This window comes from Paracoccus amoyensis, from assembly GCF_014490725.1.
Taxonomy (GTDB): Bacteria; Pseudomonadota; Alphaproteobacteria; order Rhodobacterales; family Rhodobacteraceae; genus Paracoccus; species Paracoccus amoyensis.
In genome coordinates this window covers 94,602-120,476 of record NZ_JACOQL010000005.1, presented here as the reverse complement: position 1 = coordinate 120,476, position 25,875 = coordinate 94,602, and the positions used below count along the sequence as shown (strand labels likewise).

Sequence of the window (25,875 nt, the reverse complement as noted above, 5' to 3'; positions counted from 1 at the left end):
CCAATTCCCATCACGTCAAATCCAGGGCGCGGGCGTCGGCGGGATGCCAGCCAACCTTGATCTGCTGCCCCGGCTCCAGCTTTGTCTGGCCCAGCGTGTTGCGGATCTTCATGACAAAATCATCCGATCCCGCCACATGCAGGCGCACCCGCAGAATATCCCCCATATAGATCACGTCGCGCACCGTCGCGTCGATCATATGGGCGCCCGCGGGCATCAGTTCGGGCTTGAACTCGACCCGTTCGGGGCGAATGGATACCAGCGTCTGCTGGCCAACTTGCGTAATGTTGACGGGTGTGGCGTCGATCACTTCGCCGGTCGCCAGCTTGACCAGCGCATGATCCCCGTTCAACTGTTCAATCGTGCCGGGCAGTTTGTTGTTTTCACCAATGAACTGCGCGACAAAGCTGTTCTCGGGCCGCTCATACAGGGCGGCGGGCGGGGCAAGCTGCTGGATGCGCCCGTCGTTAAAGACAGCCACGCGGTCGGACATGGTCAGCGCCTCGCCCTGATCATGGGTGACGTAAACGACCGTGATTCCCAATTCTTCATGCAACTGCTTGATTTCAAACTGCATATGTTCGCGCAACTGTTTGTCCAACGCGCCCAGGGGTTCGTCCATCAAAACCAGCTTGGGATCAAAAACCAGCGCGCGGGCCAGTGCGATCCGCTGCTGCTGGCCGCCCGAAAGCTGCGCCGGGCGACGGTTCGCGAACTGACCCATCTGCACCATATCCAGCGCACGTTTGATGCGAGTTTCGCGTTCGGCTTTCCCCATGCCCCGCACTTCCAGCGGAAAGGACAGATTTTCGCCAACGGTCATATGCGGAAACAGGGCATAGTTTTGAAACACCATGCCGATGCCGCGCTTGTGCGGAGGAACCTGATTGATCGGCTTGCCGTCCAGCCGGATATCACCATGGGTCGCAGTTTCGAATCCCGCCAGCATCATCAGACAGGTCGTCTTGCCCGAACCCGACGGTCCCAGCATGGTTAGAAATTCGCCCTTGCCGATGTTCAGGTTCAAATCCTTTACGACCAGCGTCTTGCCGTCGTAGCTTTTCTGCACATGCTCGAAGACGACGAATGAATCGTCTTGTCCTTGGTCCAGCAAAGCGCTCTCCCTGTTGTAGTTGGTTATTTAGCGCAGATGCAGCTTAAGCAGCGCCCGATTGGGCTGGCAACACCATTTGCGACATTTCCTGACAACCTTATACGAAATGCTAGGTATTTCGGCAGAAAAGATGGCCTGCCCAAACCTGATGGTATTTATATTAATTTATATAAATCAGTAATTTACTGAAATTTCAGTCGCTGCGCCACGTCGCTATCGGACATTCTGGATCATGCAACCTTGCACATAAATTATACAATCACAGCGTTAAATTTATGCGATCATTAGAAGCACTTAGCCAAGCTGGCTGATCCGCAAAAGCGCATTTGCGACATCGCTTTCCGACATGACCACGCCCGGGCAGCCAAGGCGCTCCCCCTAAAGCGACTCGATGGATCGAACGGTTTCCGCGACCAGCGGCGCCACGCGACGGCGAAACTCCTCTGGCTCCCATTCCGACAGCGATCCTGCAACGTGGATCGCCGCAACAGGGCGCCCTTCAGCGCCAAGGATGGCGCCGCCCAATGCCACTTCGCCCATCAGAATCTGTTCCAGCGCGAGAGCGTGGCCATTTTCCCGCGCCATCGCGATCTGTTCGCGGATCGCGGCCGGATCGGTCAGTGTGCGCGGCGTCAATGCTTTCATGTCGGCATTGGCCAGCAGCGCATCCACCTGATGATCGGGCAGATGTGCCATCACAGCCCAACCACCTGAGGTGCAAAAGGTCGGAACCGTGTTTCCCACCAATGTGGCAAAAAACATCTCGCGCTTGCTTTGCATCCGCGCCGCGTAAACCATGCGCTGCCCATCAAAAAGCGACAGATCGACCCGTTCGCGGACATTGCGCCGCAACTCTAGCAATGCGGGGCTGGCGCGGCGCAGCAACGGGTTCAGCCGCAGGTAATCATAGGTCAGATCGAGGACACCCAGATCGGGCAAAAAGCCCCGGCCATCCTCTGTCAGCCGCAGATACCCCATCTTGCGCAAGGTGTGGACCAGCCGCTGGGCCGCGCTGCGCGTGATTGACGTGCGTGCCGCAATTTCGGCCAATGAAAGGGCACGCTCGACCCCCTGAAACGCTGCCATGACCTGCATTCCGCGCGCCAGCGACTGCACAAATAACGGGTCGCCTGCTTTTTCTGCAGCAAAATCAAGATCGGGCGACGCCATGTTGCCTCCGCTGTTGACAGATTAAAAATCAAATCTCTAAACTCACAATGCAATGCAAGTGCATCGGATTGCAATACAAGTGGAATCACCTTTACCAAACGTCACATCCCGAACCAGATCACCGCGCGTTGCCGTGGCGGGGTTTGTGCATGAAAGCAATTCATTCGCCCCAAGCCCTGCGGATATGCAGTCATTTCAGCAGGGCGGCGGCTATCTGCCACTATCGCGCGGTGGTGACATCCTGCGCCGGGCAGTCGACGTGAACCTGCCGATCGCCGGTGCGCTGAACCACGCCAAGGAGGCAAATTGGCAGATCGTGCCGATCCTGTGGGCCGGAGCGGTCCCATCGGCGCCGGTGACGGCTGGATGCTATCAGGCCATCACGCAGGAAATCATCCGGGGGCTGTATGACGAGGGACCGTTTGACGGCGTCTTTCTTGACCTGCATGGCGCAATGGTTGCTGACGGCGCATCCGATGGCGAGGGCAAATTTCTGGCGCAGGTGCGTGAGGCAGTAGGCCCGGATGTGCCGATCGTCGCAGCGCTGGATCTGCATGGAAATATCACGCAACTCATGGTGGACAGCGCCGATTGCATGGTCGGGTTTCGCACCTATCCGCATGTGGATATGGCGGAAACGGGACGTCGCGCGGCAGTCGAACTGGACCGTCTGATGGCGGACATCCCGAACGCCAAGGCTTTCCGGCAACTGGATTTCCTGATCCCGATTGCGTGGCAATCCACCTTGGGCGAACCCGGCGGGCGGCTGTATCAGCTGGCCGCTGAACCCGCCGAAGGTCTGTATTCCGCATCGCTGTTCATGGGATTTCCAGCCGCTGACTTTGCCGATTGCGGCCCGTCGGTTATTGCCTATGCGGCCACGCAGCAGCAGGCGGATGCCTGCGCTGACCGCATCGCGCAGGCCGTGGCGGATGCTGAAATGCAGTTTTCGGGCAAGGCATATCAGCCCGTAGATGGCGTGAAACATGCCATGCTTCTGGCCCAAAGCGCGAAACGCCCGATCGTGATCGCCGACACGCAGGACAATCCGGGTGCGGGCGGCAATTCCGATACGACGGGTATCTTGCGCGCGCTGGTATCATGCGACGCGCAACGGGCTGCCATCGGCCTGATCACCGACCCGTGTGCGGCACAGACGGCGCAGGATGCAGGTGTGGGCGAGGTCATCGAAATCGCGCTTGGCGGCCGTTCGGGCATCGCCGGTGACGCGCCCTTCAAGGCCCGCTTTACGGTTGAAATGCTGTCCGATGGCAAATGCCATGCGACCGGCGGCTATTACGGCGGCGCGCATCTGCAGCTTGGACCGTCGGCCTGTTTACGCATCGGCGGCGTTCGCATTGCCGTGTCATCTGAGAAGGCACAGATGGCGGATCGCGAAATGTTCCGTTTTTTGGGCATCCATCCCGAAGATATGGATATCGTGGTCGTCAAAAGCTCGGTCCATTTCCGGGCGGATTTCAACGATATCGCGGAAACCATTCTGACGGTTACGGCCCCCGGCCCGATGCCGCTTAGCCCGGCCGGTCTTCCCTGGCGACACCTGCGTCCCGGTATCCGGCTGGAACCGGGCGGCGCATCCTTTGATCCATCGGCGCAAGGCTGACACCAAGATCAGTCCCGCCCCCTTCGACCAACAGAGAGGAAACCATGTTTCAACGATTGACTGCGACCCTGCTGGCGTCGACCATCCTTGCCGGTGCGGCATGGGCGGAAACCACCGTGACGGCGGTGATGCATTCCGGCCTGCGCGTGCTGGACCCGGTGATGACCACCGCCCATATCACCCGCGACCATGCCTATATGATCTATGACGTGCTGATCGCGCAGGATTCCCAATTCCAGCCACAACCACAAATGGCGGACTGGACGATTTCGGACGATCAGAAGGTTTATACCTTCACCTTGCGCGATGGGCTGAAATTCCATGATGGCGCGGCGGTCACGGCTGCGGATGCCGTCGCGTCGCTGAAACGCTGGGCGCAGAAGGATGCAGGCGGTCAGGTGATCATGGACCGCACCGAAAGTCTGGAGGCGGCCGACGACAAGACCATCGTCTGGACCCTGAAAGAGCCGTTCGTGCCGATGCTGGAAGTGCTTTCCAAGCAATCGGCCCTGCCTCCGTTCATCATGCCGGCCCGCGTGGCGGAAACCCCCGCGGATGAGTCGATCACGGATTACACCGGCTCTGGTCCCTTCATCTTCGTGACCGATGAATTCCAGCCGGGCATCAGCGTCACCTATGCCAAGAACCCGGACTATGTGCCCCGCGACGAGCCTGCCGACTGGATGGCCGGCGGCAAGGTGGTCAACGTGGATGAGGTGAAATGGGTCAACATGCCCGACATCCAGACCGCTGTGAACGCGCTGACCAGTGGCGAAATCGACTATATCGAACAGATGCAGGTCGATCTGCTGCCCTTGCTGGAAGGCGACCCCAATCTGGTCGTCGAGGTGCGCGAGCCGACCGGCATGATGACCATGGCCCGGATGAACTTCCTCCACCCTCCCTTCGACAATGAAAAGGTGCGGCAGGCGGCGTTAAAGGCGATCTCGCAGGAAACCGTTCTGGCGGCGATGATCGGCGACCCGCAATATTATCAGATTTGCGGTGCCTTGCTGGGCTGCGGCACGCCGCTGGAAAATGAAACCGGCACGGACACGCTGACCAAGGGTGGCGGAGCCGAAGAGGCCAAGGCCCTGCTGGCGGAATCCGGGTATGACGGCACGCCCGTCGTCCTGATGGCCCCGACGGATATGGTGGCACTGGCAACACAGCCGGTTGTCGTATCGCAGATGCTGCGTGACGCGGGCTTCAACGTCGACATGCAACCGATGGATTGGCAGACGTTGGTGACACGCCGCGCCAGCCAATCGGCCCCGGCGGATGGTGGCTGGAACCTGTTCATCACCAACTGGATGGTGCCGGAAATTTCCAACCCGATCTCTAACCCGATGCTGAACGGGCGCGGCAACGACGCGTGGTTCGGCTGGCCGACCGATGACACGATCGAAAAGCTTAAAAACGACTATATTGCCGCCGCCGATCTGGACGCGCAAAAAGCCGTGTCCGAGGAAATCCAGTCACATTCCATCAACACCGTGCTGGAAGTTCCGCTGGGCCAATACAGCCTGCCACAGGCGCGACGGGCCAATCTGACCGATATGATCCCCTCGCCGGTTCCGGTGTTCTGGAACATCAAAAAGGGCGAATGACGCCAATCGCGGGGCGCGGCCTGATGCGCCGCTCCCCACTTCCGTCCGATCAAAGGTTTTCCGATGCTAGGATATATCCTGCGCCGTATTCTGGCCGTAATCCCGGTCATGTTGCTGGTCGCCGTCTTCGTCTTTCTGCTGCTGCGCCTGACGCCGGGTGATCCCGCGGCGATCATCGCGGGCGACATGGCCACCCCCGCCCAACTGGAACGGATCCGCGAAGCGATGGGCCTGAATCAACCGCTGCATATCCAGTTCATCACTTGGATTGGACAGCTGTTGCGGGGTGATCTGGGCACCTCGCTGATCTCTAACACGCCGGTATCATCCATGATTGCAAGCCGCATGGGCCCGACGCTGGCCATCGCACTGCTGACGATCATCATGTCGGTGCTGCTGGCCGTGCCGATGGGTGTTCTGGCGGCGTGGAAGCATCGCAGCGCGGCGGATTATGCGGTGATGGCGTTTTCGGTGCTTGGCTTTTCCATCCCGGTCTTTGTCATCGGCTATATCTTCATCCTGATCTTCTCGCTGAAACTGGGCTGGTTTCCGGTTCAGGGCTACACGCCGATCTCTGCTGGCCTGCTGCCCTTCCTGAAAAACGCCTTTTTGCCCGCCCTGACGCTGACCACGATCTATGTCGCGCTGATTGCGCGAATGACCCGCGCCAATATGCTGGAGGTGCTGGGCGAGGATTATATCCGCACCGCCCGCGCCAAGGGTGCGCCCGAACGGACAGTGCTGTTTCGCCACGCGCTGAAAAACGCCGCTGTTCCGATCCTGACGGTGATCGGCACCGGCTTTGCCCTGCTGATCGGCGGTGTCGTGGTCACCGAAACCGTGTTCAACATCCCCGGCATTGGTCGCCTGACCGTCGACGCCATTCTGGCCCGCGACTATCCGGTCATCCAGGCCATGATCCTGCTGACCAGCTTTCTTTACGTGCTGGTCAATTTGTTGATCGACATCAGTTATTCCCTCTTTGACCCAAGGATCCGCTACTGATGGCACAGACGCCCCCTCCTGCCTCGGCGATGCAGCCGGTGCTGCGGCTGATCCGCATGCCGAATGCGGGCCTTGCGCCCAAAATAGCGGCGGTTGTGCTGCTCGTCATCGTGCTTGCCACCATCCTTGCCCCGTGGATCGCCCCCCATGATCCGTTGGCCATGGACCCGCTGAACCGGCTGAAAGGTCCGATGCCGGGGCACCCGCTGGGCACTGACAACTATGGCCGCGACATCCTGTCACGCGTGCTGATCGGTGGCCGACTGTCCCTGATGATCGGTATCGCCACCGCCATCGTGTCGGTCCTGCTGGGACTGATCATCGGCATGATTGCGGGCTTCTTTCGCACGGCGGATGCGATCATCATGCGAATGATGGATGCGCTGATGGCGATTCCATCGATCCTGCTGGCGATTGCGCTGGTTGCGCTGAACGGCCCCTCGGTCGGGTCGGTGATCGCGGCGATCACCATTCCCGAAATTCCGCGCGTGGTCCGGCTGGTCCGCGCCGTTGTGTTGACCGCCCGCGAGGAACCCTATGTCGAGGCGGCCATCGCCCTTGGCTCCTCCATGCCGAAAATCCTGATCCAGCATCTGGTGCCCAACACCTTGGCACCGCTGATCGTGCAGGGGACATATATCCTGGCCTCGGCCATCCTGACCGAAGCGATCCTGTCCTTCCTGGGCGCGGGCGTCAGCACCGAAACTCCGACCTGGGGCAATATCATGGCCGAGGGGCGCATGTTCTTTCGCATCAAGCCCGAACTGATCCTGTATCCCGGCTTGATGCTGTCCCTGTGCATCCTGTCGATCAATCTGCTGGGTGATACGGCGCGCGACATGCTGGACCCAAGACTTAAAAAGCGTGCGGGGTAAGCCATGCAGTTCAAATCACGCAATTTCGACGATGCCGCAATCGCCATTGAAACTGACAACCTGACCGTCGCGCTGCCCGACACCGCGGGCCAACCGCAGGTGCTGAAAGGGATCGACGTGACCATCCGGCAGGGGGAAACTGTCTGCCTCGTGGGCGAATCCGGTTCGGGAAAATCGGTCACATCGCTGGCGATCATGGGATTGCTGCCCGATGCGCTGAAAGTGACCGATGGCAAGATCAACCTTCAGGGCGAAAACCTGTTGCCCCTGTCGCAGGCGCAGATGCGCGAATTGCGCGCCGCCCGCGTCGCCATGATCTTTCAGGAGCCGATGACCGCGTTGAACCCGGTTCTGCGTGTCGGCGACCAGATCACAGAGGTGATGGAGCTTCACACCAAGCTGCCCCCGTCCGAGCGTCGCAAGCGGGCCATCGCCATCATGGAACAGGTGCACCTGCCCGATGTCGAACGCATCTTTCGCAGCTATCCCCACCAGCTGTCCGGTGGCCAGCGTCAGCGCATCATGATCGCCATGGCACTGGTGCTGGAACCGGTTCTGCTGATCGCGGATGAACCGACGACCGCGCTGGATGTGACGACGCAAAAGCAGATCCTGTCGCTGATCGGCGAACTGCAGGCCAATCACGGCACGGCGGTCCTGTTCATCACGCATGACATGGGCGTGGTCGCGGAAATCGCCGATACGGTCTATGTCATGAAGCATGGCGAAATCGTCGAAAGCGGCCCGGTCGAACAGATCCTGCGTCACCCGCAAAAAGACTATACCCGCGCCTTGCTGGCATCCGTTCCCAGCCTGTCGCCGCGCCCGGCACGACCGGATGTTTCAGACATCGTGTTGCAGGTCGACAGGCTGAACAAGATCTATGGCGGCGGCGGGATTCTGAAAAAACTGCCACGGGCGCATGCCGCCAAGGATGTCAGCTTTACCCTGACACGCGGTCGGACGCTGGGCATTGTTGGCGAATCCGGGTCCGGGAAATCGACCGTCGCCCGCTGTATCATGCGGTTGATTGATCCCACATCGGGTCAGATCAGGCTGGATGGCAGCGATATCGCCAGCCTGTCGCGCAACCAGTTGCGCCCGCACCGCAAGAAGTTGCAGGTGGTATTTCAGGATCCGATGCGATCGCTGAACCCACGCTGGACCATCGCCCGCAGCCTGACCGAGGGGCCGTTGAATTATGGCACTTCGAAGTCGGAAGCGATGGCCGAGGCCGCGCGTCTGCTGAACGTCGTGGGCCTGCCCGAAGATGCGCTGCATCGCTATCCGCACATGTTTTCCGGCGGCCAGCGGCAGCGGATCGCAATTGCCCGCGCGGTCATGATGCGCCCGGATGTGCTGGTCGCCGATGAGGCGGTATCAGCGCTGGATGTCTCGGTGCAGGCGCAGGTGCTGGACCTGCTGGACCAATTGCAGCAGGAACTTGGCATCGCCATCGTCTTTATCACCCATGATCTGCGCGTCGCCGCCCAGATCTGCGACGACGTGATCGTCATGCAGCGCGGCGCGGTCGTGGAACATGGCCCTGCGGGCGATGTTTTGGGCAGCCCCGTCCACCCCTATACCCGCGCCCTGATCGACGCCGCCCCCGGCCGTGACTGGGATTTCCAGAACTTCCGTAAAATGAGTGAGGCCCCGAATGCCCGTCCTGCCTGAAATTGACGCCGCCAAGTCTGATCTGACAGCGATCTTCCGCGATCTGCACGCCAATCCCGAAATCGGGTTCGAAGAGGTCCGCACCTCGGGGATCGTTGCGGAAAAGCTGCGGGATTTTGGCTTTGACGAGGTGCATGAAAATATCGCCAGGACCGGCGTGGTGGGCATCCTGCGCGGCAAAGGCGCGGGCAATCGACGTATCGGCCTGCGTGCCGATATGGACGCGCTGCCGATCAATGAGACCAGTGGCCTGGATTATGCGTCCCAAAACAGCGGTCGGATGCACGCCTGCGGCCATGATGGCCATACGACGATGCTGCTGGGCGCGGCCAGATATCTGGCTGAAAGCCGCAATTTCGACGGCACTGCTGTGTTCATCTTCCAACCTGCCGAGGAAGGTCTGGGCGGCGCACGCGGCATGATTGCAGACGGCCTGTTCCAGCGTTTCCCGGTGGATGAGGTTTACGGGATGCACAATCAACCCAACGGCCAGCCGAACCGCGCAATGATCTGCAAGGGCGCGGCCATGGCCGGCGCGTCCTTCTTTGACATCGCCGTCACCGGCAAGGGCAGCCATGCCGCCATGCCACAACAATCGCGGGACGCGCTGGTTGTGGCCTCGGCCCTTGTCGGGCAATTCCAGACGATCCTTGGTCGCAACATGCCCGCGCTGGATCAGGCGGTGCTGTCGGTCACACAGATCCATGCGGGCAGCGCCTATAACGTGGTGCCGGAAACGGCGCAGATCGCGGGCACGATCCGCTTTTTCAAACCCGAGGTTCGCGACCTGATGCAGATCCGCATGCGCGAAATATGTGAAGGCTTCGCGGTGGCCTATGGTATGCGGATCGACGTGACTTTCAACGAAATCTTCGATGTTCTGCTAAACGACGACTCGCTTGCCGATGAATGGGTCGCGGCGGCGGCGGATGTGGTAGGCGCCGACAATGTCACCGATGACAGCCCCCCTTTTACCGGATCCGAAGATTTCGCCGACATGCTGCAAATCGTGCCCGGCGCCTATGGCAATCTGGGCCATGCCGGCACCGTGCCCCTGCATAACCCGGGCTTTGTGCTGGACCCGGAAATCCTGCCGGTCGGAGCCTCGATCTATGCCCGGCTGATCGAACGCCGCCTGCCATTGGGGAACGCCGCATGAATCCGCTGAACCTGCCGTTTGATTCTGATGAAATGCTGGCTGGTCTGCGCCCTTGGGTCGAATGTGAAAGCCCGACCTGGGACGCGGCTGCAGTCAGTCGGATGATGGCGCTGGCGGCCCGCGATCTGACGGCCATTGGTGCCACAGTGGAAACAATTCCCGGCACCAAAGGGTTTGGTGATTCCATTCGCGCCACTTTCCCGCATCCCGATCAGGGCAAGCCGGGCATTCTGGTTTCGGGCCATCTTGATACCGTCCACCCGATTGGCACCTTGGAAAAGCTGCCTTTCCGGGTGCAGGACGGCCTTGCCTATGGTCCGGGCATCATGGACATGAAGGGCGGAAACTATGTCTTTCTGGAGGCGATGCGCCAAATTCTAAAAACGGGCCTGCAAACGCCGCTGCCAGTGACCTTCCTGTTCACCCCGGATGAAGAGGTCGGAACCCCCGCCACGCGCGGGCTGATCGAGGATCAGGCCCGTGGTCAACGCGCCGTGCTGTTGCCAGAGCCCGCCTCGCCCGATGGTGGCGCGGTGATCGGGCGATACGCCATCGCCCGCTTTGACCTGCTGACCCAGGGTCGCCCCAGCCATGCCGGCTGGGCGCTGAAAGACGGACGGTCAGCCATCGCGGCAATGGCCCGCAAGATCTTGGAGGTCGAGGCGATGACCACGGATGACTGCACCTTTTCGGTCGGGGTGATCCATGCGGGGCAATGGGTCAATTGCGTGTCATCCGAATGTCGCGCCGAAGTGCTGAGCATGGCCAAGACGCAGGCCGATCTGGACAACGGTGTCGCCGCGATCGAGGCGCTTCAGGGCGAAGCAAATGGCGTCGACTTCATTGTCACACGCGGCGTCACCCGCCCCGTCTGGGAGCCTGCGCCCGGCACGAGGCAGCTTTACGAACTGGCCCGGAAAATCTGCGCCGAGATCGGCTTTGAGCTGACCGCTGGCAGCGCGGGCGGCGGATCGGATGGCAATTTCACCGGCGCGATGGGCGTGCCCACGCTGGATTCAATCGGCGTGCGCGGCAAGGGTCTGCATACGCTGAACGAACATATTCAGATCGACAGCCTTGCAGAGCGCGCGAAACTGGCTGCCGCTTTGATGATGGAAATTCGCTGAGACCGAAAAAAGGGTGGCCCAGGAAACCGGGCCACCCTTCGACTGTTTGACAGAAAACGTGACTTAGAACGTGAAGTCGCTCATATCCAGCTGTCCGAGACGCATGTCTTCCAGCGTGATCGTGGTCGTGGCCGACAGCTTCAGCACAACATCACCGCCATCCTGCGTCGCATTGTTGATCAGATTGCGAACCTGAGCACGGCTGAAATCGTCAATCTCGATCTTGTCCAAACCGTTCTGGAAATCGCGAACGATGTCGTGACCATGGCCCATCTCAAATTCGAACTCGTCAGCGCCCGTGCCGCCAACCAGAATATCGTTACCACGGCCGCCCTCAAGGGTGTCGTTGCCCGGACCGCCGATCAGCGTATCATTGCCGGCGCCACCATCCAGATCGTCGCGGCCGATATTGCCGGACAGTCGATCATTGCCGCTGCCGCCATCCAATTCATCGTTACCGGCCCCGCCATGCATCGAATCGTTGCCTGCGCCGCCTTCCAACTCGTCATTGCCAGCGCCCCCGCTCAGGAAGTCGTTGCCGCCATTGCCTTCCAGATCGTCGTTGCCATTGCCGCCCCAGATACGGTCATGACCAGCGCCACCTTCGATCTCGTCGTTGCCGTTGTAGCCGTAGACGGAATCATTGCCGTCCAGCGCCAGCAGCCAGTCATCCAGCGAGGTGCCCTTAATCAGATCAGGGCCGTTAGTGTAACGAACAGGATTTGCCATGGTGAAAGTCCTTTGTTTGCATTTCGCGTGGCACGGGCTGCATTGCCCTGTGCATCTGCGAATCATTCATAACGTAAGCTTGCTGACAGTATTCTGACCTGAACTGTCAGTGAATTGTCAGCGCTGATTTGGCATATGGCGTGGATGAAATATGCCGTGCTCACTCTCATCCTTTCAAGCGCTTCCATATCCACTGCGCAGGAAGCCGTCATGCCTGATTACGAGCTTGCACTGGATGCGGTGCAGGACGGTGAAATTCTTCCATTAGCTGATATTCTTGCAGAGCTGAACAAGACCCATCCTGGCGAAGTCGTTGAAGTCGAGCTTGAATATGACTTCGGAAGACGTGTCTATGAAATCGAATTGATTACACCCGAGGGCCTGTTGATCGAGGTTGACCTGGATGCAGCAACCGGGAAAATCCTGGAAGTGGAAGAGGATGATTGATGCGCGCGCTTATTGTCGAAGACGACCATCGGATCGCATCTGATCTGCAGCGCGCATTGGATTCTGCAGGCTTTCGGGTCGAGCATGTCGATAATGGTGAGGACGCGTGGTTTCGCGGCGGGACCGAAAACTATGACTTGATCGTGCTGGATCTGGGCTTGCCGGGGTTGGACGGCCTGACGATTCTGAAGCGCTGGCGGGCCGAGGGGTGTGAAAGCCCGGTCCTGATCCTGACCGCGCGCGGGGCATGGACCGAACGCGTCGAGGGTATTGACGCCGGGGCCGACGACTATCTGCCCAAGCCCTTCAGGATGGAGGAACTGATTGCCCGCGCCCGTGCCTTGGTGCGACGTTCGGGGGGACGGGCCGCATCGGTCCAGCAACTTGGCCGGCTGTCGGTTGATATCAACCGAATGCAGATCACGATTGATGGTGTGCCCATCTCTGTCACGCCGCTTGAATTTCGCCTTCTGGCCTATCTGGCGCTGCATCGAGACCGTGTTGTGCCACCACCGGAACTGCTGGAACATCTTTACGGTGATGATGACGCCAAAGATGCAAACGCCTTGGAAGCGGTGATCGCCCGACTGCGGCGCAAGATCGGGACGGGCATCATCATGACGCGTCGCGGCTTTGGCTACGGTCTGGACAGCGCTGGATGAGGGCTGGATGAGGCGGAATTCGATCAGATGGCGGTTGATGCTGGCTGGCGCAGTCGCAATCCTGATCACCCTGACGCTCTCGGCTGTCGGGCTGTCCTTTCTGTTTGAACGCCATGTCGAGCGCGTTGCCGTCAACGATCTTGCGGCGCGTGCCCTGACGCTTGCCGGAATGGTCGAAAACGACGCGGATGGCGTTCCCCACCTGACCGATCCCCCGCCGGACCGCCTGTATCGCCAGCCCTATTCAGGTCACTACTGGCAAGTCAGTCTGGGGAACGAGGAACGGCGGTCGCGGTCGCTGTGGGATTACCGCCTGACACCACCCAAAGACCCGATCCCCCCCGGTCAACGGCGCGTTCTGGCCCTGCCCGGCCCGCAGGATGAAAGGCTGATCGTTCTGGAACAAGGCCTGCTGGTCAATGCAAATGGCCAGCCGCTGCCTTTGCGTATTCTGGTCGCGACCGATCGCACCGCCATGCAAGAGGCCAAACGCGATTTCGTCACAGAATTGCTCCCCTTTCTGGGTGTTCTTTGTGCCTTGTTACTTACCGCGTTCTGGGCCCAAATCCGTGTCGGCCTACAACCTTTGTCGGAAGTCAGCGACCGCGTTCTGGCCCTGACCGCGGGCGACCGCAAGCGAATCGGCACCGACCTGCCGGACGAAGTTGTCCCCTTGTCGCAGCAGATTGACCAGTTGCTGGACCAACGCGATGCCGAACTGACCCGCGCCCGCCATCGTGCCGCCGATCTGGCGCATGGGTTCAAGACACCGCTACAAGCCTTGCTGGGCGATGCGGAAAAGCTGCGCGTTCAGGCGCAGACGACCGTCGCCGATAGTATCGAAACCGTTGTCGGCTCAATGCGGCAACTGGTTGACCGCGAACTGACACGGGCGCGCATCCAGTCTGATCGCAATTCGGCAGAGGCCAAGCCAGACCTGGTGATAAATCGCGTCATCAAAGTGCTGAAACGAACGCCCACAGGGGCCGATATCCAGTGGGATATCTCGGGTGACCCGGATCTACGGGCAAGAATCGACCCGGACGACCTGACCGAGGCCCTGGGCGCGTTACTTGAAAACGCGATGCGCCATGCCAGAACACGGGTAACCACAACGGTTGCAAGGCACGGTCGCCATGCCGTCATCACGATCCGCGATGATGGCCCCGGCGTCCCGGAAACGGCGCTGAAACATCTGACGCAACGCGGCGTGCGGCTGGACGAAAGCGGCGAAGGTCAGGGCATCGGTCTTGCCATTGTGACGGATGTCGTCGACGCCGCCGATGGGCAGATCAGCTTTGCAAATGCCGACCCCGGCCTGTCGGTCGAGGTCAAATTGCACGCGAAATAGGGGCGGATTTACGGCCGCCCCATCACTTCGGCCGCGATTTCAAAGCTGCGCAAGCGGGCTTTGTGATCATGAATCTGTCCCGTCAGGATAATCTCGTCCGGTTGATATGTTGCGATCAGTCGGCGCAGTTGTTCGTCAATCTGCGCCGCATTCCCGACCGCCGTGATCCTGAGCGCCTGATCCACCATGCGCCGCATCTGTGGGTCCAGATCATTCTGCAGATCACGCGTCGGGCACGGCAATTTCCCTGGCATCCCGGTCCGCAAACGCGCAAAGGCAAGCTGCATCGAGGTGCGCAGATAATGTGCCTCATCGGCATCGTCGGCCGCAAAGACATTGATTGCGATCATGGCCTTGGGCTTATCCAGCCATTGTGACGGGCGGAACCGATCACGATACATCTGCAAAGCCTGATCCATGTCACCGGGGGCGAAATGGCTGGCAAAGGCATAAGGCAGGCCCAAATGCGCCGCCAGTTGTGCGCCGAAAAGGCTGCTGCCCAAAATCCAGATCGGCACGTTCGTCCCCTCGCCCGGAAGGGCGCGAACAGACGCATTCGGGTTTTCGGGGCCGAAATAGGTCAGCAATTCCATCACATCCTGCGGAAAGCTGTCCGCCATCGGATCGCGGCGCAGGGCGCGGATGACAGCACCATCACCGCCCGGCGCGCGGCCCAGCCCCAGATCGATGCGATCGGGAAAGGCCGTTGCCAAAGTGCCGAACGCCTCTGCTACGGTCAGCGGGGCGTGGTTGGGTAACATGATTCCCCCCGCCCCGACCCGCATGGTCCTGGTCGATTGCGCGACCAGGGCGATCAGCACCGCAGTCGCCGCGCTGGCGATGCCGGGCATGTTGTGATGCTCGGCCAGCCAAAATCGGTGATAACCCCAACCTTCGGCTTTTTTCGCCAGATCAAGGGTATTTTGAATTGCATCTGCAGCCTCAAACCCCTCGGGGACAGGCGACAGATCAAGAAGGGAATAAGGAATGCTGCTCATACTGGGCAGTTATGTAGCAATACCGGATTTGCAACGGCAGTCGTTGCAAAAAATGGAATGCCCGCCATGCAATAAGAACGCCCGGCGTCGGACCGGGCGTTGAAAGGGTTTGCGAACGGACCGTCAGCCCATCTTGCGCAAATAGGTCCAAGTCGGCACCCGGGAATTACGCGCCACCGACCAGCTTTCGGCATCGCCCAGATAGACGAAACCGCAATTGGTCAGCACACGGGCGGAACCGGGATTGTCCTGAAACACCTCGGCGAACAGGGTTCGGGAGTTGTGGGGGTTCGCCTTGACGACAGCATCCACAGCCTCAGTCGCGAAGCCGGTGTTCCAGAAGCCAGCGCCGATCCAGAAGCCAAGTTCGGACTGATCCCCCTCCATACGGGTCAGCGATACGACGCCCAACAGTTCTGCCAATTTATAGGTCGATCCGTCGATCGCCCAGACGTCTTCGCTTCGCTTTTCCGACAGCGCACGGGCCACGAACGCTTCAGAGGCGCCGGGCGGCAGTGGGTGCGGAATGGCGCGCGTGCCTTCGGCAATGCGGCGATCAGCGGTATAATGTGCGATCATTCCCGCATCCGACGGACGCAAAGGGCGCAAGACAAAGCGTTCGGTTTCGATGACTGGCTGGTTCAGCACATCCCTGTCGATGGCCAGATCGTCCAATCTCGTTCCTTCCCGCATGGGTGCAGACATTACCATTTTCCCCTCCCGGAAACTGGTCAAAAAATGACCGGGGGACCGGCTTTCGCCGATCCCCCCGTTAACATTGAAATGTTAAGTTTGGGTTACTCGGCCGCCTCAAGCGAGGCCGGGACCACCGAAATAAACGTGCGACCCTTCAGACCCTTGCGGAAGGTCACATGGCCATCGGTCAGTGCAAACAGGGTATGGTCCTTGCCTATGCCCACGTTCACGCCCGGCCACCACTTGGTGCCGCGCTGACGCACGATGATATTGCCGGCAATCGCTTCCTGACCGCCATACAGCTTCACGCCAAGACGGCGACCAGCTGAGTCGCGACCGTTGCGGGACGAACCGCCTGCTTTCTTATGTGCCATGGTTCAGTCTCCTTAAGCTTCTGCGGCTTCTTTTTTAGCCGGTTTTTTCGCTTTGGCGGGCTTTGCTTCTTCCGCCTCGACTTTGGTGCGGGCGCCGACGGCAGCCTTCACACCGGATTTGTCCGCGCCTTTTTCCAGCACGTCGGTGACGCGCAGCAGGGTCAGTTGCTGACGGTGGCCGCGCGTGCGCTGCGAGCTGTGCTTGCGGCGGCGCTTGACATAGGTGATGACCTTGTCAGCCTTGATCTGGTCGATCACTTCGGCCTGAACGCATGCGCCGTCAACCAGCGGAGCGCCCAAGGTCGAGCCGACCATCAGAATATCGTTGAACTGGACTTTATCGCCAGCAGCAGCATTCAGCTTTTCAACGCGCAGCACATCGCCTGCCTGCACTTTGTATTGCTTGCCGCCTGTTTTCAGAACCGCGAACATCGCTTCATTTCCTTTGTCTACCGCGTTCTTCGGCCCCGGATGTTCCGGTGTTCTGGCAAAGCCGCCTTCGAACTGCGCACCCTGACGGACAGGGTGTCATTCAAAAATAACGATCCGGCCAAGAGCATTCGCCCGGCCGGTTGAAGGGGATATGGCGGATTCGGGCCAGCAAGTCAAGCGTAACGGGCAGATTACCGCAAACTGACTTGCTATATTTAACAGGAACCTTGAACGAACGCGCTGCATTGGAACGTCATAAGTCCAAGGAGCCAGCGATGCAAAGTTTCACCTGTCCCGCCAGCGGTGATCGCGTTTATTTCGACAATCTTGCCTGTGGCTGCGGTGCCCAGCTTTACTATGAACCCGAAGCGCGCGCCATGTGGAACGAAGCCATGCCCTGCGCCAATCGCGACATCATCGGTTGCAATTGGGCGGTGGCGCCCGGTGAAACCTTGTGCCGCGCGTGTCTGATGACCGGTATTATTCCGGATTTCAGCGTCGGCAACAATCAGGAACTATTGGCGCGGGCCGAGCGTGCGAAACGGTGGGTGCTTGCCAATATCTCGAACTGGGGATGGTTCACTGACGCGGATCAAGGACCATCCCCAAGCTTCCAGATGCTGTCTGAATACATTGCGGGCAGTGAAGAACGGATCATGATGGGCTACGGAGGCGGCATCATCACGATCAACGTGACCGAAGCCGACGAGTTGATCCGCCTGCAGCGCCAGCACCAGTTGCGCGAACAGTATCGGTCAATGGTCGGCCATTTCCGGCATGAGATTGCGCATTTCCTGTTCAACCGTCTTTCAGTTGCTTCCGGGTTTCTGGAGGCCTTTCGCACCGTCTTCGGGGATGAGCGCACCGATTATGGCGCGGCGTTGCAGGAACATTACGCCAATCCAAAGCTGACAAACGGCGAATTCATCACCAATTACGCGACCGCCCACCCGCATGAGGATTGGGCAGAAACGACAGCGCATCTGCTGCACATGGTCGATTTCACCGACAGCTTTGTCAGTGCGGGCCTGTCGATGGCAGGCGTGCCGGAAAACTATACCCCCTATCAGGACGGCAACGCGCAGCATCTGCTGACGATCACGACTGATGTTGCCATCGCCATGAATGACATCAACCGGGCGCTGGATAACTCTGACTTGTATCCATTTGTCCTGACGCCACGCATCCGCGAAAAATTGTCATTCGTGCATGATTGGGTCATGCACCATGCCGAACGCGGGGCTTAGGCGCGCAGGACAGGGGCTATAACCAGCGTTGCAGAGCAACCTCGGCGCTGATCTCCTCGCCATCCCTGACCCGGGCCGGTGTCGCGGACAATCGCGGCGCGGGCATTGGCTCATACCCCGAAAAAGTGCGGCGGGCGATGTTGTGAGGATGGCGCGGAGCCTCGTCTATCGACAAGACGGGCGCTGCACAGGCATCCTCGCTCTCCATGATCTCGGCCCATTCATCGCGTGACCGCTGCGAAATGACCTGCGCCAGACGCTCTTGGATCGCGGGCCAATTGTCGGGATCGGCGCGGTCGGGCAAGCTGTCGGGCGCAATGCCCAGCAGGGATAAAAGCCGTGTCCAGAATTTCGGCTCGATCGCGCCCACGGCCAAAAAACCGCCATCTGCGCAGCGATAGACGGTATAATAGGGCGCACCGCCATCCAGCAGATTCACCTGCCGCCGGTCGGTCCACAGGTTTGACAGCCGCAGTCCCGAAATCATCGTCATCAAATGCGCCACGCCGTCCGTGATCGCCGCATCGACGACCTGCCCCCGACCCGTGCGACTGGCCCGCAACATGGCCGCCAGCATCCCCGACACCAGATACATCGACCCGCCCGCGAAATCGCCCAGCAGGTTCAATGGCGGGATCGGATGCGTCGCAGGACCAATGGCATGAAGTGCGCCGGTGATCGCCAGATAGGTGATGTCATGGCCCGCAGTTTCCGCCAAGGGGCCGGATTGCCCCCAGCCGGTCATCCGACCGTAGACCAGTTTGGGATTGGCTGAAAAATCCGACGGCCCAAGGCCCAGACGTTCCATGACGCCGGGGCGCATCCCTTCGATCAGCGCGTCAGCGTGCAGGACCAGTTCCCGCGCCGCGGCCTTGTCCTCGGACCGTTTCAGGTCAAGCTCGATCCAGTCGCGGCCACGGTTCAACAGATCGCGATGCGGCCCCAGAACCGGTTGCTCATCCGGGCGCACGATGCGGATGACCTGTGCGCCATGTTCAGCAAACCACATCGCGGCGAAGGGCGTCGGCCCGATGCCGGCAAATTCGACAATTCGTATACCTTGAAGTGCAGCGACCATGACGCCTCCTATGCGGACAGGATCAGCCCGCCGCCCTTTCTTCAAGGGTCAACCATTCCTCTTCAGCAGAATCCAGCGCGGATTGGCGTTCGGCCAAAGCGAGTGTCGCCTTTTCAAATTTTTGCGGCGCGGTGCGATACAGGTCCGGGTCGGACAGAAATTGCGACAGCTTGGCGATTTCGGCCACTAACCGGGAAATCACCGTGGGCAGTTCCTCAAGTCGATGCTTTTCGGTAAAGCTCAGCGAGGATTTTGCCGCCTTCGGCTTCTCCTGCGCGGCTCCTTTTTTGGGGGCCACAGCCGGTTGGACAATAACGGCGGGCTCATCCTCGCCACGCTGGGCGCGATAATCGCTCCAGCCACCAGCATAAATCACGGCGCGACCATCACCTTCCATGGCCACCGTCGTATCGGCCACGCGGTCGATAAAGTCGCGGTCATGGCTGACCAGCAGAACCGTGCCGTCATATTCGCCCAGCAAATCCTGCAACAGGTCCAGCGTTTCCACGTCCAGATCGTTGGTCGGTTCGTCCAGCACCAGCAGGTTCGACTGCCTGGCCATCAACCGTGCCAACAGCAGCCGGGCCTTTTCGCCGCCCGACAGGCTGCGCACGGGGGCACGAACCTGCGCGTCGTCGAACAGGAAATCTTTCAGATAACCCACCACATGCCGTGGCTGACCGCGGACCATCACCTGATCCGCACGTCCCGAAACGCGCATCTCCGGGTCGCCCGTCAGCGATTCCCACAGGGATTGATCGGGATTCAACGCGGATCGCGTTTGATCGAAAATCGCCATTTCCAGATTGGTGCCCAGGGTCACGCTGCCCTCATCCGGGGGCAACTCACCGATCAGCATTTTGATCAGCGTGGTTTTGCCCGCGCCATTCGGACCGACGAAAGCCACGCGATCACCGCGTTGCACACGCAGATCAAAGGGCTTCAGGATCACACGGTCGCCAAAGGTCTTGCTGATCCCCTTGGCCTCGATCACGCGCTTGCCCGATTGCGGTCCGGCATCCAGCGCCATCGCCGCCGCACCCTGTCGCCGGATCTGGGCCGAGCGTTCCGCCCTCAGATCGGCCAGCGCGCGGACTCGCCCCTGATTACGCTTGCGGCGGGCGCTGATGCCTTCAACAGCCCAACGCGCCTCGGCCTTGATTTTGCGGTCCAGTTTATGACGGGCATCGTCCTCGGCGGACCAGGTGGCTTCGCGCCAATCCTCGAAATGTTCGAAGCCACGTTCCTGACGGCGAACCTCGCCCCGGTCGATCCACAGGGTCGCGCGGGTCAGACGACGCAGAAAGGCGCGGTCGTGACTGATAATGACATAGGCCGCCCGGGTTTGGGACAGATATTCTTCCAGCCAGCCGATCGCCTCGATATCCAGATGGTTCGTCGGCTCGTCCAGCAGCATCAGCTCCGGCGCCTGCGCCAGCAGACGGGCCAGCGCGGCGCGGCGGCGTTCACCACCCGATGCGGTCGCGACCGGACGGGCCGGATCGAATTTCAACCCCTCGGCCGCCATCTCGACCCGGTAGGTTTCCGCTTCAGGCAGGCCGTCAGCGGCAAAATCGCCCAGCGTTTCAAAGCCCGACAGATCGGGCTCTTGCTCCATATAACCGACATGGGCGCCAGTGGTCAGGATCACATCCCCCCGATCCGGTTCGACGATGCCGGCCATGACTTTCATCAGCGTCGATTTGCCCGAACCGTTTCGCCCGACCAAAGCCACCCGGTCGCCCTGCTGGACGATCAGCGAAAGATCCTCGAATACCGGGTTGCCCCCGAAAGTCAGGGAGATATCGGTCAATTGAAGTAAGGGTGCGCGTGCCATGCCAGCGCCCTATCCCGGCAATGATCGGCGGTCAATCCGGCATAGATGCCCCTTGCGCGTGGATGCGGGCCGCCGCAAAAATGACCAACAGACATCAAGGACGCACTATGGCGCAGAAAATCATAATCGACACCGACCCCGGTCAGGATGATGCCGTGGCGATCCTGCTGGCCCTTGCCAGCCCCGAATTGGAGGTGATGGGCATCACCGCCGTGGCCGGCAATGTGCCGCTGTCCCTGACCGAGGTGAACGCCCGCAAGATCGTCGAACTGGCAGGCCACACGGATATTCCGGTTTTTGCCGGCTGCGACCGGCCATTGGTCCGCAATCTGGTGACGGCGGAATATGTCCACGGCAAGACCGGGCTGGACGGTATCGAACTGCCCGCACCCACCATTCCGCTGCAAACAGAACATGCCGTGCAATTCATCATCGACTGTTTGCGCAAGGAACCTGCCGGAACGGTGACGCTGATCCCCATCGGACCGCTGACCAATATCGCCGCAGCGTTTGAACGTGCGCCGGATATTGTCGAACGTGTCGCCCGTATCGTGTTGATGGGCGGAGCGTATTTCGAGGTTGGCAATGTCACCCCGGCTGCCGAATTCAATATCTATGTTGATCCCGAAGCCGCAAAGCAGGTCTTTGCGTCGGGCGTGCCGATCACTGTCCTGCCGCTGGATGCGACGCATCAGGCACTGACCTCGCGTGAATGGGTCGATGCGATGCGTGCCCTGCCCAATCGTTGCGGCCCTGCCGTCGCAAGCTGGACCGATTTTTTCGAGCGTTTTGACAAGGCAAAATATGGCAGCGCGGGTGCTCCGCTGCATGACCCATGTGCCATCGCGTGGTTGATTCGGCCCGAATTGTTCGAGGGGAAGGACATCAACGTCGAAATCGAAACGAAGGGCGAATTTACCGCAGGTATGACGGTTGCGGATTGGTGGGGCGTGACGGATCGCCCAGCCAATGCCTTGTTCATCCGCATGTGAACCGCGATGGCTTCTTCGACCTGCTCAGCGAACGCATCGCGACATTGCCCTAGGTCGAAAACCCCAAAGGCTTTGCGCAAAATCTTTTGCACGACACTTGCTGCTGCATTGGCAACATTTGCGCAGCCTGTGTTCGCCCAACTGACCGAAGGATGCTATATCCGCGAATATTCGGACGTCCATTTGGCCAGTCAGCCAGTCCAGCATATCAAGGCGCTGAAAGGCGTCGTTCCAGCCAAAGGCGCGATTGATAGCGATGGTGATGATATCTCGGTCTGGGCGCTGATGGCCGATCAGGGTCAGGCGCGGCAGAGTGGCTTGGGTGGGCCCGGCGTTGCACCAATCCTTATTCTGCGGCGATGACCATAGCAAACTGGGCTGAGCCGTTGAATGCGACGGAGGTTTCCTGACCATCCGCAAGACATCCATCGACGTTGTCGAATTTGAAACGTCCTGTTTCTCGCTGGATCGCGACGCCGGTCGCGGACAAGGCCTGGCAGATCTGGTGGAAACGGAAAATGCAGCCACAACCTATGGACTGGAATCCCGTTTAATGACGCAGTGCATGGGCGATTGAGGCGTGACGCCTATTCAGGCTGATCCGGCGTAGGCTCGGTCGGCATCGGTTGATCGCTGGCGGGGGTCGGCGATGGTTCAAACGGCACAGCACCTGCGCCGTCGCCAAGCTGCTGATCCGCTTGTGCGACCAGATCCGCAGTCACATCGATTGCATCAAGCGATACGAAGACCGTGCGGCGGTCCAGCACGGCCACGGCGCCCCGCTCTTGGACCACAGCCCCCATCAGCGGCAGGGCGGCACGATAAAATGCGGCGCGGTCCGTTTCGGCCCAGCTGTTCAACTCTTGAACGGCTTGCGCACGTTCGCGACGAACCTCGGTCGCGCGGGCGTCAAAGGCTTCGGCACGCTTGCGAAACTCTGCCGGGTCCAGGGTATCGCGCATTGCGGTCAATTCGGCTTCTTCTGCGGAAAGCTGATCTGCCAGCCGCTCATTGTCAGCCGCAATCTTGCCGCCTTCTTCCTCAAGCACTGCTTGCGTTCGTTTACCCCAGGCGGATGTGGCAAACAAAACGTCTTGATCCACGGTCAGGATGGGTGATTGCAGGGCCTGGGCGGCACCGTTCGGCGCTTCGATGGTTCGCGACGGAATTTCCGGCGCGGCCCGAGGATCAGCCTGTTCCGGCATTGGTGTGGCGGGAGTTACTCCATCCTGTGCCAGAACGGGCACGGCGCCACTTGCAAAGGCAAGCAGCGCCGCGAAAGCCAAGGCTTTGTTCAGCAAAGACATCAGAACCGGGTCGAGATTGTCAGATCGAAGTTCTGCTCTTCATCGTAATCTTCCTTCTTCACAGCATGCGAGAAGTTGAAGCGCAGCGGACCAATCGGCGTGGTCCAAAAGATCGACGCCCCGACGGCGGCGCGAACATGCATGTCGTCATCGACGATTGTGCCATCAGTGCCGACTGTCTTGTCCAGCCCCCAGATCGAGCCGACATCCGCAAACAGACCGCCGGTAATGCCATATTCTTCGGGCAGACCAACGGGGAATTGCGCCTCTGCGCGGGCTGCCCAGTAATAGTTACCGCCCAGACCGTCCTCATTTTCCGCGCCAAGGTCACGCGGCCCGATGCCATTCGGCTCGAACCCGCGGATCTTGTTGCCAGCCCGGAAGCGATCCAGAATCCACGGCGAATAATCATTATAGCCGTGGATCGCACCCGCTTCCAATTCCGCGCGCAAGGTGACTTCTTCACGCCATGCGTTGCTTTCGATACCCGCCAGGGCTGTGGTTGTCACCGTATCCACGTCGCCGCCAAGACCTGCAAAATCCTGCGAGAAGGTCAGCTTGTAGGTCGTCACGGGGTCAAGACCCAGGCGGCGCGTATCCCAGCTGTAGGTATAGCCAAGGGCCGAGGTTGTCCGACTGCCTTCCTCGTCCTGCAAGATGACCGAGCTTTCCTCGGGCACATCACTCAGCGTTTCTTTCTTGATGGAATAGCGCAGTTCGAAGCGACCGTTTTCGGAAACCGGGAATTCAATCGACGACCTCAGGCCGACAGACCGGGTGTTATAGTCCGAGTTCAGACTTTCGGTGACATTATAGAACGCATTGAAGCCAAAGCGCAGATCGCGGCCAAGGAAATAAGGCTCGATAAAGCGGATTGACGATTGCTGATCGCCATCGGCGGTCGCGATGCTAAGCCCGACAGTCTGACCACGGCCAAGGAAGTTCGTTTCATTCAACGAAGCATTCAGACCAACACCGGACGCCACGCCATAGGATGCCCCGAAGGAAAGCGAGCCGGTCGGCTGTTCCTCCACGTTCACGTCCACGACGACCTGTTCGGGATTGCTGCCCTGACGGCTGTTGACCTGTGCATCCGAGAAATAACCAAGGGCACGGATACGTTCAGCCGCGTTGCGGATTTCACGCGGGTTGAAGGGATCGCCTTCGACCGTATTGAACTGACGGCGGATCACCTGATCCTGCGTCGTCGTGTTGCCTTCGATGTCGATCCGCTCGACAAAGACGCGCGGTCCACGGGTCAACGCGAATGTCAGATCCAGCGTCTGGCTTTGCGGATTGCGGGTCACGCGCGGCTCGATATTGACGAAGTTCAGGCCCTGCTGAATGGCCACGGTTTCCATGCGGCGAATGGTGTTATCGATGGCAGCGGGGTTGTAGATATCGCCCTGACCGACACGGTTTTGTGCCGCGAAAGGTGCGGCATCAACGCCCGGAATTTCCGAAATCGTGTTCACCTGACGAAAGCGGTAGCGCGGACCTTCCTGAATGTTGAAGGTCACATAGAACGCATCACGTTCACGCGTCAGTTCCGGCGAAACCGCCTGAACCTGAAAATCGGCATATCCGCGTGAGCGGTAGAAATCGGTCAGCAATTGCTGGTCGACCGGGATCCGTTCCGGCGCAAAAGTGTCCGCACGGATGATCCGGCGCAGAATGCCGGCCTGTTTGGTTTCCAGCACGTTGCGCAAACGGCGGTCACTATAGGCACGGTTGCCGGTAAAGCCGATCCGCTCGATCTCGGTCACGTCGCCTTCGCGGATTTCGAAGACAACGTCGACGCGGTTATCGCTGCGCCGGATAATTTTCGGATCGACACGTGCAGCCAGACGCCCTTCGGTCGCATAAGCCTGCGAGATATTCTGCGCATCGGCCAACGCCTGCGAGGGCTGGTAAACACGGCGCGATTGGCTTTGCACGACCTGCGACAGCTGATCATCCTTGATGCGGCGGTTGCCCTCGAAGCTGATCTGGTTGATCGTCGGGTATTCGCGGACCCGAATGACCAGCACGCCGCCGCGCGGCTCAACCTCGACCGTTTCGAACAGGCCCGCGTTCTGCAACCGCTGCAATGCGCTGTTCAGTTCGCCCGCAGATACGTCCTGACCGCGCGCGATATTTGCATAGGACAGGATCGTCGCAGGTTCGATGCGCTGCGCCCCCTCGATCCGAACATCGTTGAAGACATAAGCCGAAGCGACTGACGGAATCAGCGCTGCCGGTGCCGCGATCGTCAATGCCGTGACCAGCGCGACTGCGCCTTTGCCCAGTTTCCGTGTCATTGCCGCCCCTCTTTCAAGCCTGCATTGGTGCGCTGTCGGCACCTTCTTTTGCAATCAGCTTGTG

Annotated in this window: 23 protein-coding genes and 1 pseudogene; 13 read left to right on the top strand and 11 right to left on the bottom strand. The window is 59.9% G+C overall.

Annotation, left to right across the window (positions count from 1 at the left end; all coding sequences use genetic code 11):
• Positions 1-10: 10 nt before the first annotated feature.
• Both H4P12_RS16030 and H4P12_RS16025 read right to left on the bottom strand, forming a co-directional pair.
• Positions 11-1,114 carry an ABC transporter ATP-binding protein gene (locus H4P12_RS16030; protein WP_187794684.1) on the bottom strand — a complete coding sequence of 368 codons (1,104 nt, stop codon included), beginning with the start codon at positions 1,112-1,114 and terminating at the stop codon, positions 11-13.
• Positions 1,115-1,492: 378 nt separating this feature from the next.
• Positions 1,493-2,284: an IclR family transcriptional regulator gene (locus tag H4P12_RS16025; RefSeq protein WP_187794683.1), complete on the bottom strand. Its 792-nt coding sequence runs from the start codon at positions 2,282-2,284 to the stop codon at positions 1,493-1,495.
• A 79-nt stretch (positions 2,285-2,363) separates the two neighbouring features.
• Between H4P12_RS16025 and H4P12_RS16020 the strand changes: the two genes are divergently transcribed.
• The 7 genes from H4P12_RS16020 (at position 2,364) to H4P12_RS15990 (ending at position 11,361) form a co-directional block, all read left to right on the top strand.
• Positions 2,364-3,908 (top strand): M81 family metallopeptidase, encoded by a 1,545-nt coding sequence (locus H4P12_RS16020; RefSeq protein WP_343069847.1) that lies wholly within the window; start codon positions 2,364-2,366, stop codon positions 3,906-3,908.
• Positions 3,909-3,952: 44 nt separating this feature from the next.
• Complete coding sequence (locus H4P12_RS16015) at positions 3,953-5,518, top strand: ABC transporter substrate-binding protein (protein ID WP_187794681.1); 1,566 nt, start codon at positions 3,953-3,955, stop codon at positions 5,516-5,518.
• A 63-nt stretch (positions 5,519-5,581) separates the two neighbouring features.
• A complete protein-coding gene (locus H4P12_RS16010) occupies positions 5,582-6,523 on the top strand; it encodes an ABC transporter permease (RefSeq protein ID WP_187794680.1) in 942 nt (313 codons plus the stop codon).
• Positions 6,523-7,398: an ABC transporter permease gene (locus H4P12_RS16005; RefSeq protein WP_187794679.1), complete on the top strand. Its 876-nt coding sequence runs from the start codon at positions 6,523-6,525 to the stop codon at positions 7,396-7,398. Before H4P12_RS16010 ends, H4P12_RS16005 begins: the two co-directional genes overlap by 1 nt.
• 3 nt (positions 7,399-7,401) lie before the next feature.
• Positions 7,402-9,075: an ABC transporter ATP-binding protein gene (locus H4P12_RS16000; RefSeq protein ID WP_187794678.1), complete on the top strand. Its 1,674-nt coding sequence runs from the start codon at positions 7,402-7,404 to the stop codon at positions 9,073-9,075.
• Positions 9,059-10,234, top strand: a complete 1,176-nt coding sequence (locus H4P12_RS15995) for a M20 aminoacylase family protein (RefSeq protein WP_187794677.1) — start codon at positions 9,059-9,061, stop codon at positions 10,232-10,234. The genes H4P12_RS16000 and H4P12_RS15995 overlap by 17 nt, the downstream gene beginning before the upstream one ends.
• Positions 10,231-11,361, top strand: coding sequence for a M20/M25/M40 family metallo-hydrolase (locus tag H4P12_RS15990; RefSeq protein WP_187794676.1), 1,131 nt, complete (start codon positions 10,231-10,233; stop codon positions 11,359-11,361). The genes H4P12_RS15995 and H4P12_RS15990 overlap by 4 nt, the downstream gene beginning before the upstream one ends.
• Positions 11,362-11,424: 63 nt before the next feature.
• Here H4P12_RS15990 and H4P12_RS15985 read toward each other — a convergent pair whose 3' ends face one another.
• Complete coding sequence (locus H4P12_RS15985) at positions 11,425-12,090, bottom strand: calcium-binding protein (RefSeq protein WP_187794675.1); 666 nt, start codon at positions 12,088-12,090, stop codon at positions 11,425-11,427.
• 114 nt (positions 12,091-12,204) lie between these two features.
• Between H4P12_RS15985 and H4P12_RS15980 the strand changes: the two genes are divergently transcribed.
• From H4P12_RS15980 to H4P12_RS15970, 3 genes are read left to right on the top strand one after another with little or no spacing between them, the layout of a single operon-like run.
• The gene (locus H4P12_RS15980) at positions 12,205-12,537 is read left to right on the top strand and encodes a PepSY domain-containing protein (protein WP_246449329.1); all 333 of its coding nucleotides are present in this window, start codon (positions 12,205-12,207) and stop codon (positions 12,535-12,537) included.
• The gene (locus H4P12_RS15975) at positions 12,537-13,199 is read left to right on the top strand and encodes a response regulator transcription factor (RefSeq protein WP_187794674.1); all 663 of its coding nucleotides are present in this window, start codon (positions 12,537-12,539) and stop codon (positions 13,197-13,199) included. The genes H4P12_RS15980 and H4P12_RS15975 overlap by 1 nt, the downstream gene beginning before the upstream one ends.
• Positions 13,200-13,206: 7 nt before the next feature.
• Positions 13,207-14,550, top strand: coding sequence for a sensor histidine kinase (locus tag H4P12_RS15970; RefSeq protein ID WP_187794673.1), 1,344 nt, complete (start codon positions 13,207-13,209; stop codon positions 14,548-14,550).
• Between the two features lie 8 nt (positions 14,551-14,558).
• Here H4P12_RS15970 and H4P12_RS15965 read toward each other — a convergent pair whose 3' ends face one another.
• The 4 genes from H4P12_RS15965 to rplU all read right to left on the bottom strand — a co-directional run bounded on the left by H4P12_RS15965 (position 14,559) and on the right by rplU (position 17,050).
• Entirely contained in the window at positions 14,559-15,539 is a 981-nt protein-coding gene (locus H4P12_RS15965) for an MsnO8 family LLM class oxidoreductase (RefSeq protein ID WP_187794858.1), read from the bottom strand.
• 132 nt (positions 15,540-15,671) lie between these two features.
• The gene (locus H4P12_RS15960; RefSeq protein ID WP_187794672.1) at positions 15,672-16,241 is read right to left on the bottom strand and encodes a GNAT family N-acetyltransferase; all 570 of its coding nucleotides are present in this window, start codon (positions 16,239-16,241) and stop codon (positions 15,672-15,674) included.
• A 104-nt stretch (positions 16,242-16,345) separates the two neighbouring features.
• Entirely contained in the window at positions 16,346-16,618 is a 273-nt protein-coding gene (rpmA, locus tag H4P12_RS15955; protein ID WP_187794671.1) for a 50S ribosomal protein L27, read from the bottom strand.
• Positions 16,619-16,630: 12 nt separating this feature from the next.
• Complete coding sequence (gene rplU, locus H4P12_RS15950) at positions 16,631-17,050, bottom strand: 50S ribosomal protein L21 (RefSeq protein ID WP_187794670.1); 420 nt, start codon at positions 17,048-17,050, stop codon at positions 16,631-16,633.
• Between the two features lie 275 nt (positions 17,051-17,325).
• Between rplU and H4P12_RS15945 the strand changes: the two genes are divergently transcribed.
• On the top strand, positions 17,326-18,297 hold the full coding sequence (locus H4P12_RS15945; protein ID WP_187794669.1) for a zinc-binding metallopeptidase family protein: 972 nt from the start codon (positions 17,326-17,328) through the stop codon (positions 18,295-18,297).
• Positions 18,298-18,313: 16 nt separating this feature from the next.
• Here the strand turns inward: H4P12_RS15945 and H4P12_RS15940 are convergent, their stop codons facing one another.
• Both H4P12_RS15940 and H4P12_RS15935 read right to left on the bottom strand, forming a co-directional pair.
• Positions 18,314-19,375: a CaiB/BaiF CoA transferase family protein gene (locus H4P12_RS15940; RefSeq protein ID WP_187794668.1), complete on the bottom strand. Its 1,062-nt coding sequence runs from the start codon at positions 19,373-19,375 to the stop codon at positions 18,314-18,316.
• Between the two features lie 22 nt (positions 19,376-19,397).
• Entirely contained in the window at positions 19,398-21,212 is a 1,815-nt protein-coding gene (locus H4P12_RS15935; RefSeq protein WP_187794667.1) for an ABC-F family ATP-binding cassette domain-containing protein, read from the bottom strand.
• 107 nt (positions 21,213-21,319) lie between these two features.
• Between H4P12_RS15935 and H4P12_RS15930 the strand changes: the two are divergent.
• Positions 21,320-22,257 (top strand): annotated as a pseudogene (locus H4P12_RS15930) (nucleoside hydrolase).
• A gap of 19 nt (positions 22,258-22,276) precedes the next feature.
• Positions 22,277-22,567, top strand: a complete 291-nt coding sequence (locus H4P12_RS15925; RefSeq protein ID WP_187794666.1) for a hypothetical protein — start codon at positions 22,277-22,279, stop codon at positions 22,565-22,567.
• 224 nt (positions 22,568-22,791) lie between these two features.
• Here the strand turns inward: H4P12_RS15925 and H4P12_RS15920 are convergent, their stop codons facing one another.
• Both H4P12_RS15920 and bamA read right to left on the bottom strand, forming a co-directional pair.
• Entirely contained in the window at positions 22,792-23,511 is a 720-nt protein-coding gene (locus H4P12_RS15920) for an OmpH/Skp family outer membrane protein (RefSeq protein ID WP_187794665.1), read from the bottom strand.
• Positions 23,511-25,811 carry an outer membrane protein assembly factor BamA gene (gene bamA / locus H4P12_RS15915; protein ID WP_187794664.1) on the bottom strand — a complete coding sequence of 767 codons (2,301 nt, stop codon included), beginning with the start codon at positions 25,809-25,811 and terminating at the stop codon, positions 23,511-23,513. The genes H4P12_RS15920 and bamA overlap by 1 nt, the downstream gene beginning before the upstream one ends.
• Positions 25,812-25,875 lie beyond the last annotated feature (64 nt).

Bases quoted from the DNA above. Each gene is read 5' to 3' on its own strand.
- H4P12_RS16025 (WP_187794683.1), bottom strand. From the start codon at position 2,284: ATGGCGTCGCCCGATCTTGATTTTGCTGCAGAAAAAGCAGGCGACCCG.
- H4P12_RS16015 (WP_187794681.1), top strand. From the start codon at position 3,953: ATGTTTCAACGATTGACTGCGACCCTGCTGGCGTCGACCATCCTTGCC.
- H4P12_RS16010 (WP_187794680.1), top strand. From the start codon at position 5,582: ATGCTAGGATATATCCTGCGCCGTATTCTGGCCGTAATCCCGGTCATG.
- H4P12_RS16005 (WP_187794679.1), top strand. From the start codon at position 6,523: ATGGCACAGACGCCCCCTCCTGCCTCGGCGATGCAGCCGGTGCTGCGG.
- H4P12_RS16000 (WP_187794678.1), top strand. From the start codon at position 7,402: ATGCAGTTCAAATCACGCAATTTCGACGATGCCGCAATCGCCATTGAA.
- H4P12_RS15995 (WP_187794677.1), top strand. From the start codon at position 9,059: ATGCCCGTCCTGCCTGAAATTGACGCCGCCAAGTCTGATCTGACAGCG.
- H4P12_RS15990 (WP_187794676.1), top strand. From the start codon at position 10,231: ATGAATCCGCTGAACCTGCCGTTTGATTCTGATGAAATGCTGGCTGGT.
- H4P12_RS15985 (WP_187794675.1), bottom strand. From the start codon at position 12,090: ATGGCAAATCCTGTTCGTTACACTAACGGCCCTGATCTGATTAAGGGC.
- H4P12_RS15975 (WP_187794674.1), top strand. From the start codon at position 12,537: ATGCGCGCGCTTATTGTCGAAGACGACCATCGGATCGCATCTGATCTG.
- H4P12_RS15970 (WP_187794673.1), top strand. From the start codon at position 13,207: ATGAGGCGGAATTCGATCAGATGGCGGTTGATGCTGGCTGGCGCAGTC.
- H4P12_RS15960 (WP_187794672.1), bottom strand. From the start codon at position 16,241: ATGCGGGAAGGAACGAGATTGGACGATCTGGCCATCGACAGGGATGTG.
- rpmA (WP_187794671.1), bottom strand. From the start codon at position 16,618: ATGGCACATAAGAAAGCAGGCGGTTCGTCCCGCAACGGTCGCGACTCA.
- rplU (WP_187794670.1), bottom strand. From the start codon at position 17,050: ATGTTCGCGGTTCTGAAAACAGGCGGCAAGCAATACAAAGTGCAGGCA.
- H4P12_RS15945 (WP_187794669.1), top strand. From the start codon at position 17,326: ATGCAAAGTTTCACCTGTCCCGCCAGCGGTGATCGCGTTTATTTCGAC.
- H4P12_RS15940 (WP_187794668.1), bottom strand. From the start codon at position 19,375: ATGGTCGCTGCACTTCAAGGTATACGAATTGTCGAATTTGCCGGCATC.
- H4P12_RS15935 (WP_187794667.1), bottom strand. From the start codon at position 21,212: ATGGCACGCGCACCCTTACTTCAATTGACCGATATCTCCCTGACTTTC.
- H4P12_RS15920 (WP_187794665.1), bottom strand. From the start codon at position 23,511: ATGTCTTTGCTGAACAAAGCCTTGGCTTTCGCGGCGCTGCTTGCCTTT.
- bamA (WP_187794664.1), bottom strand. From the start codon at position 25,811: ATGACACGGAAACTGGGCAAAGGCGCAGTCGCGCTGGTCACGGCATTG.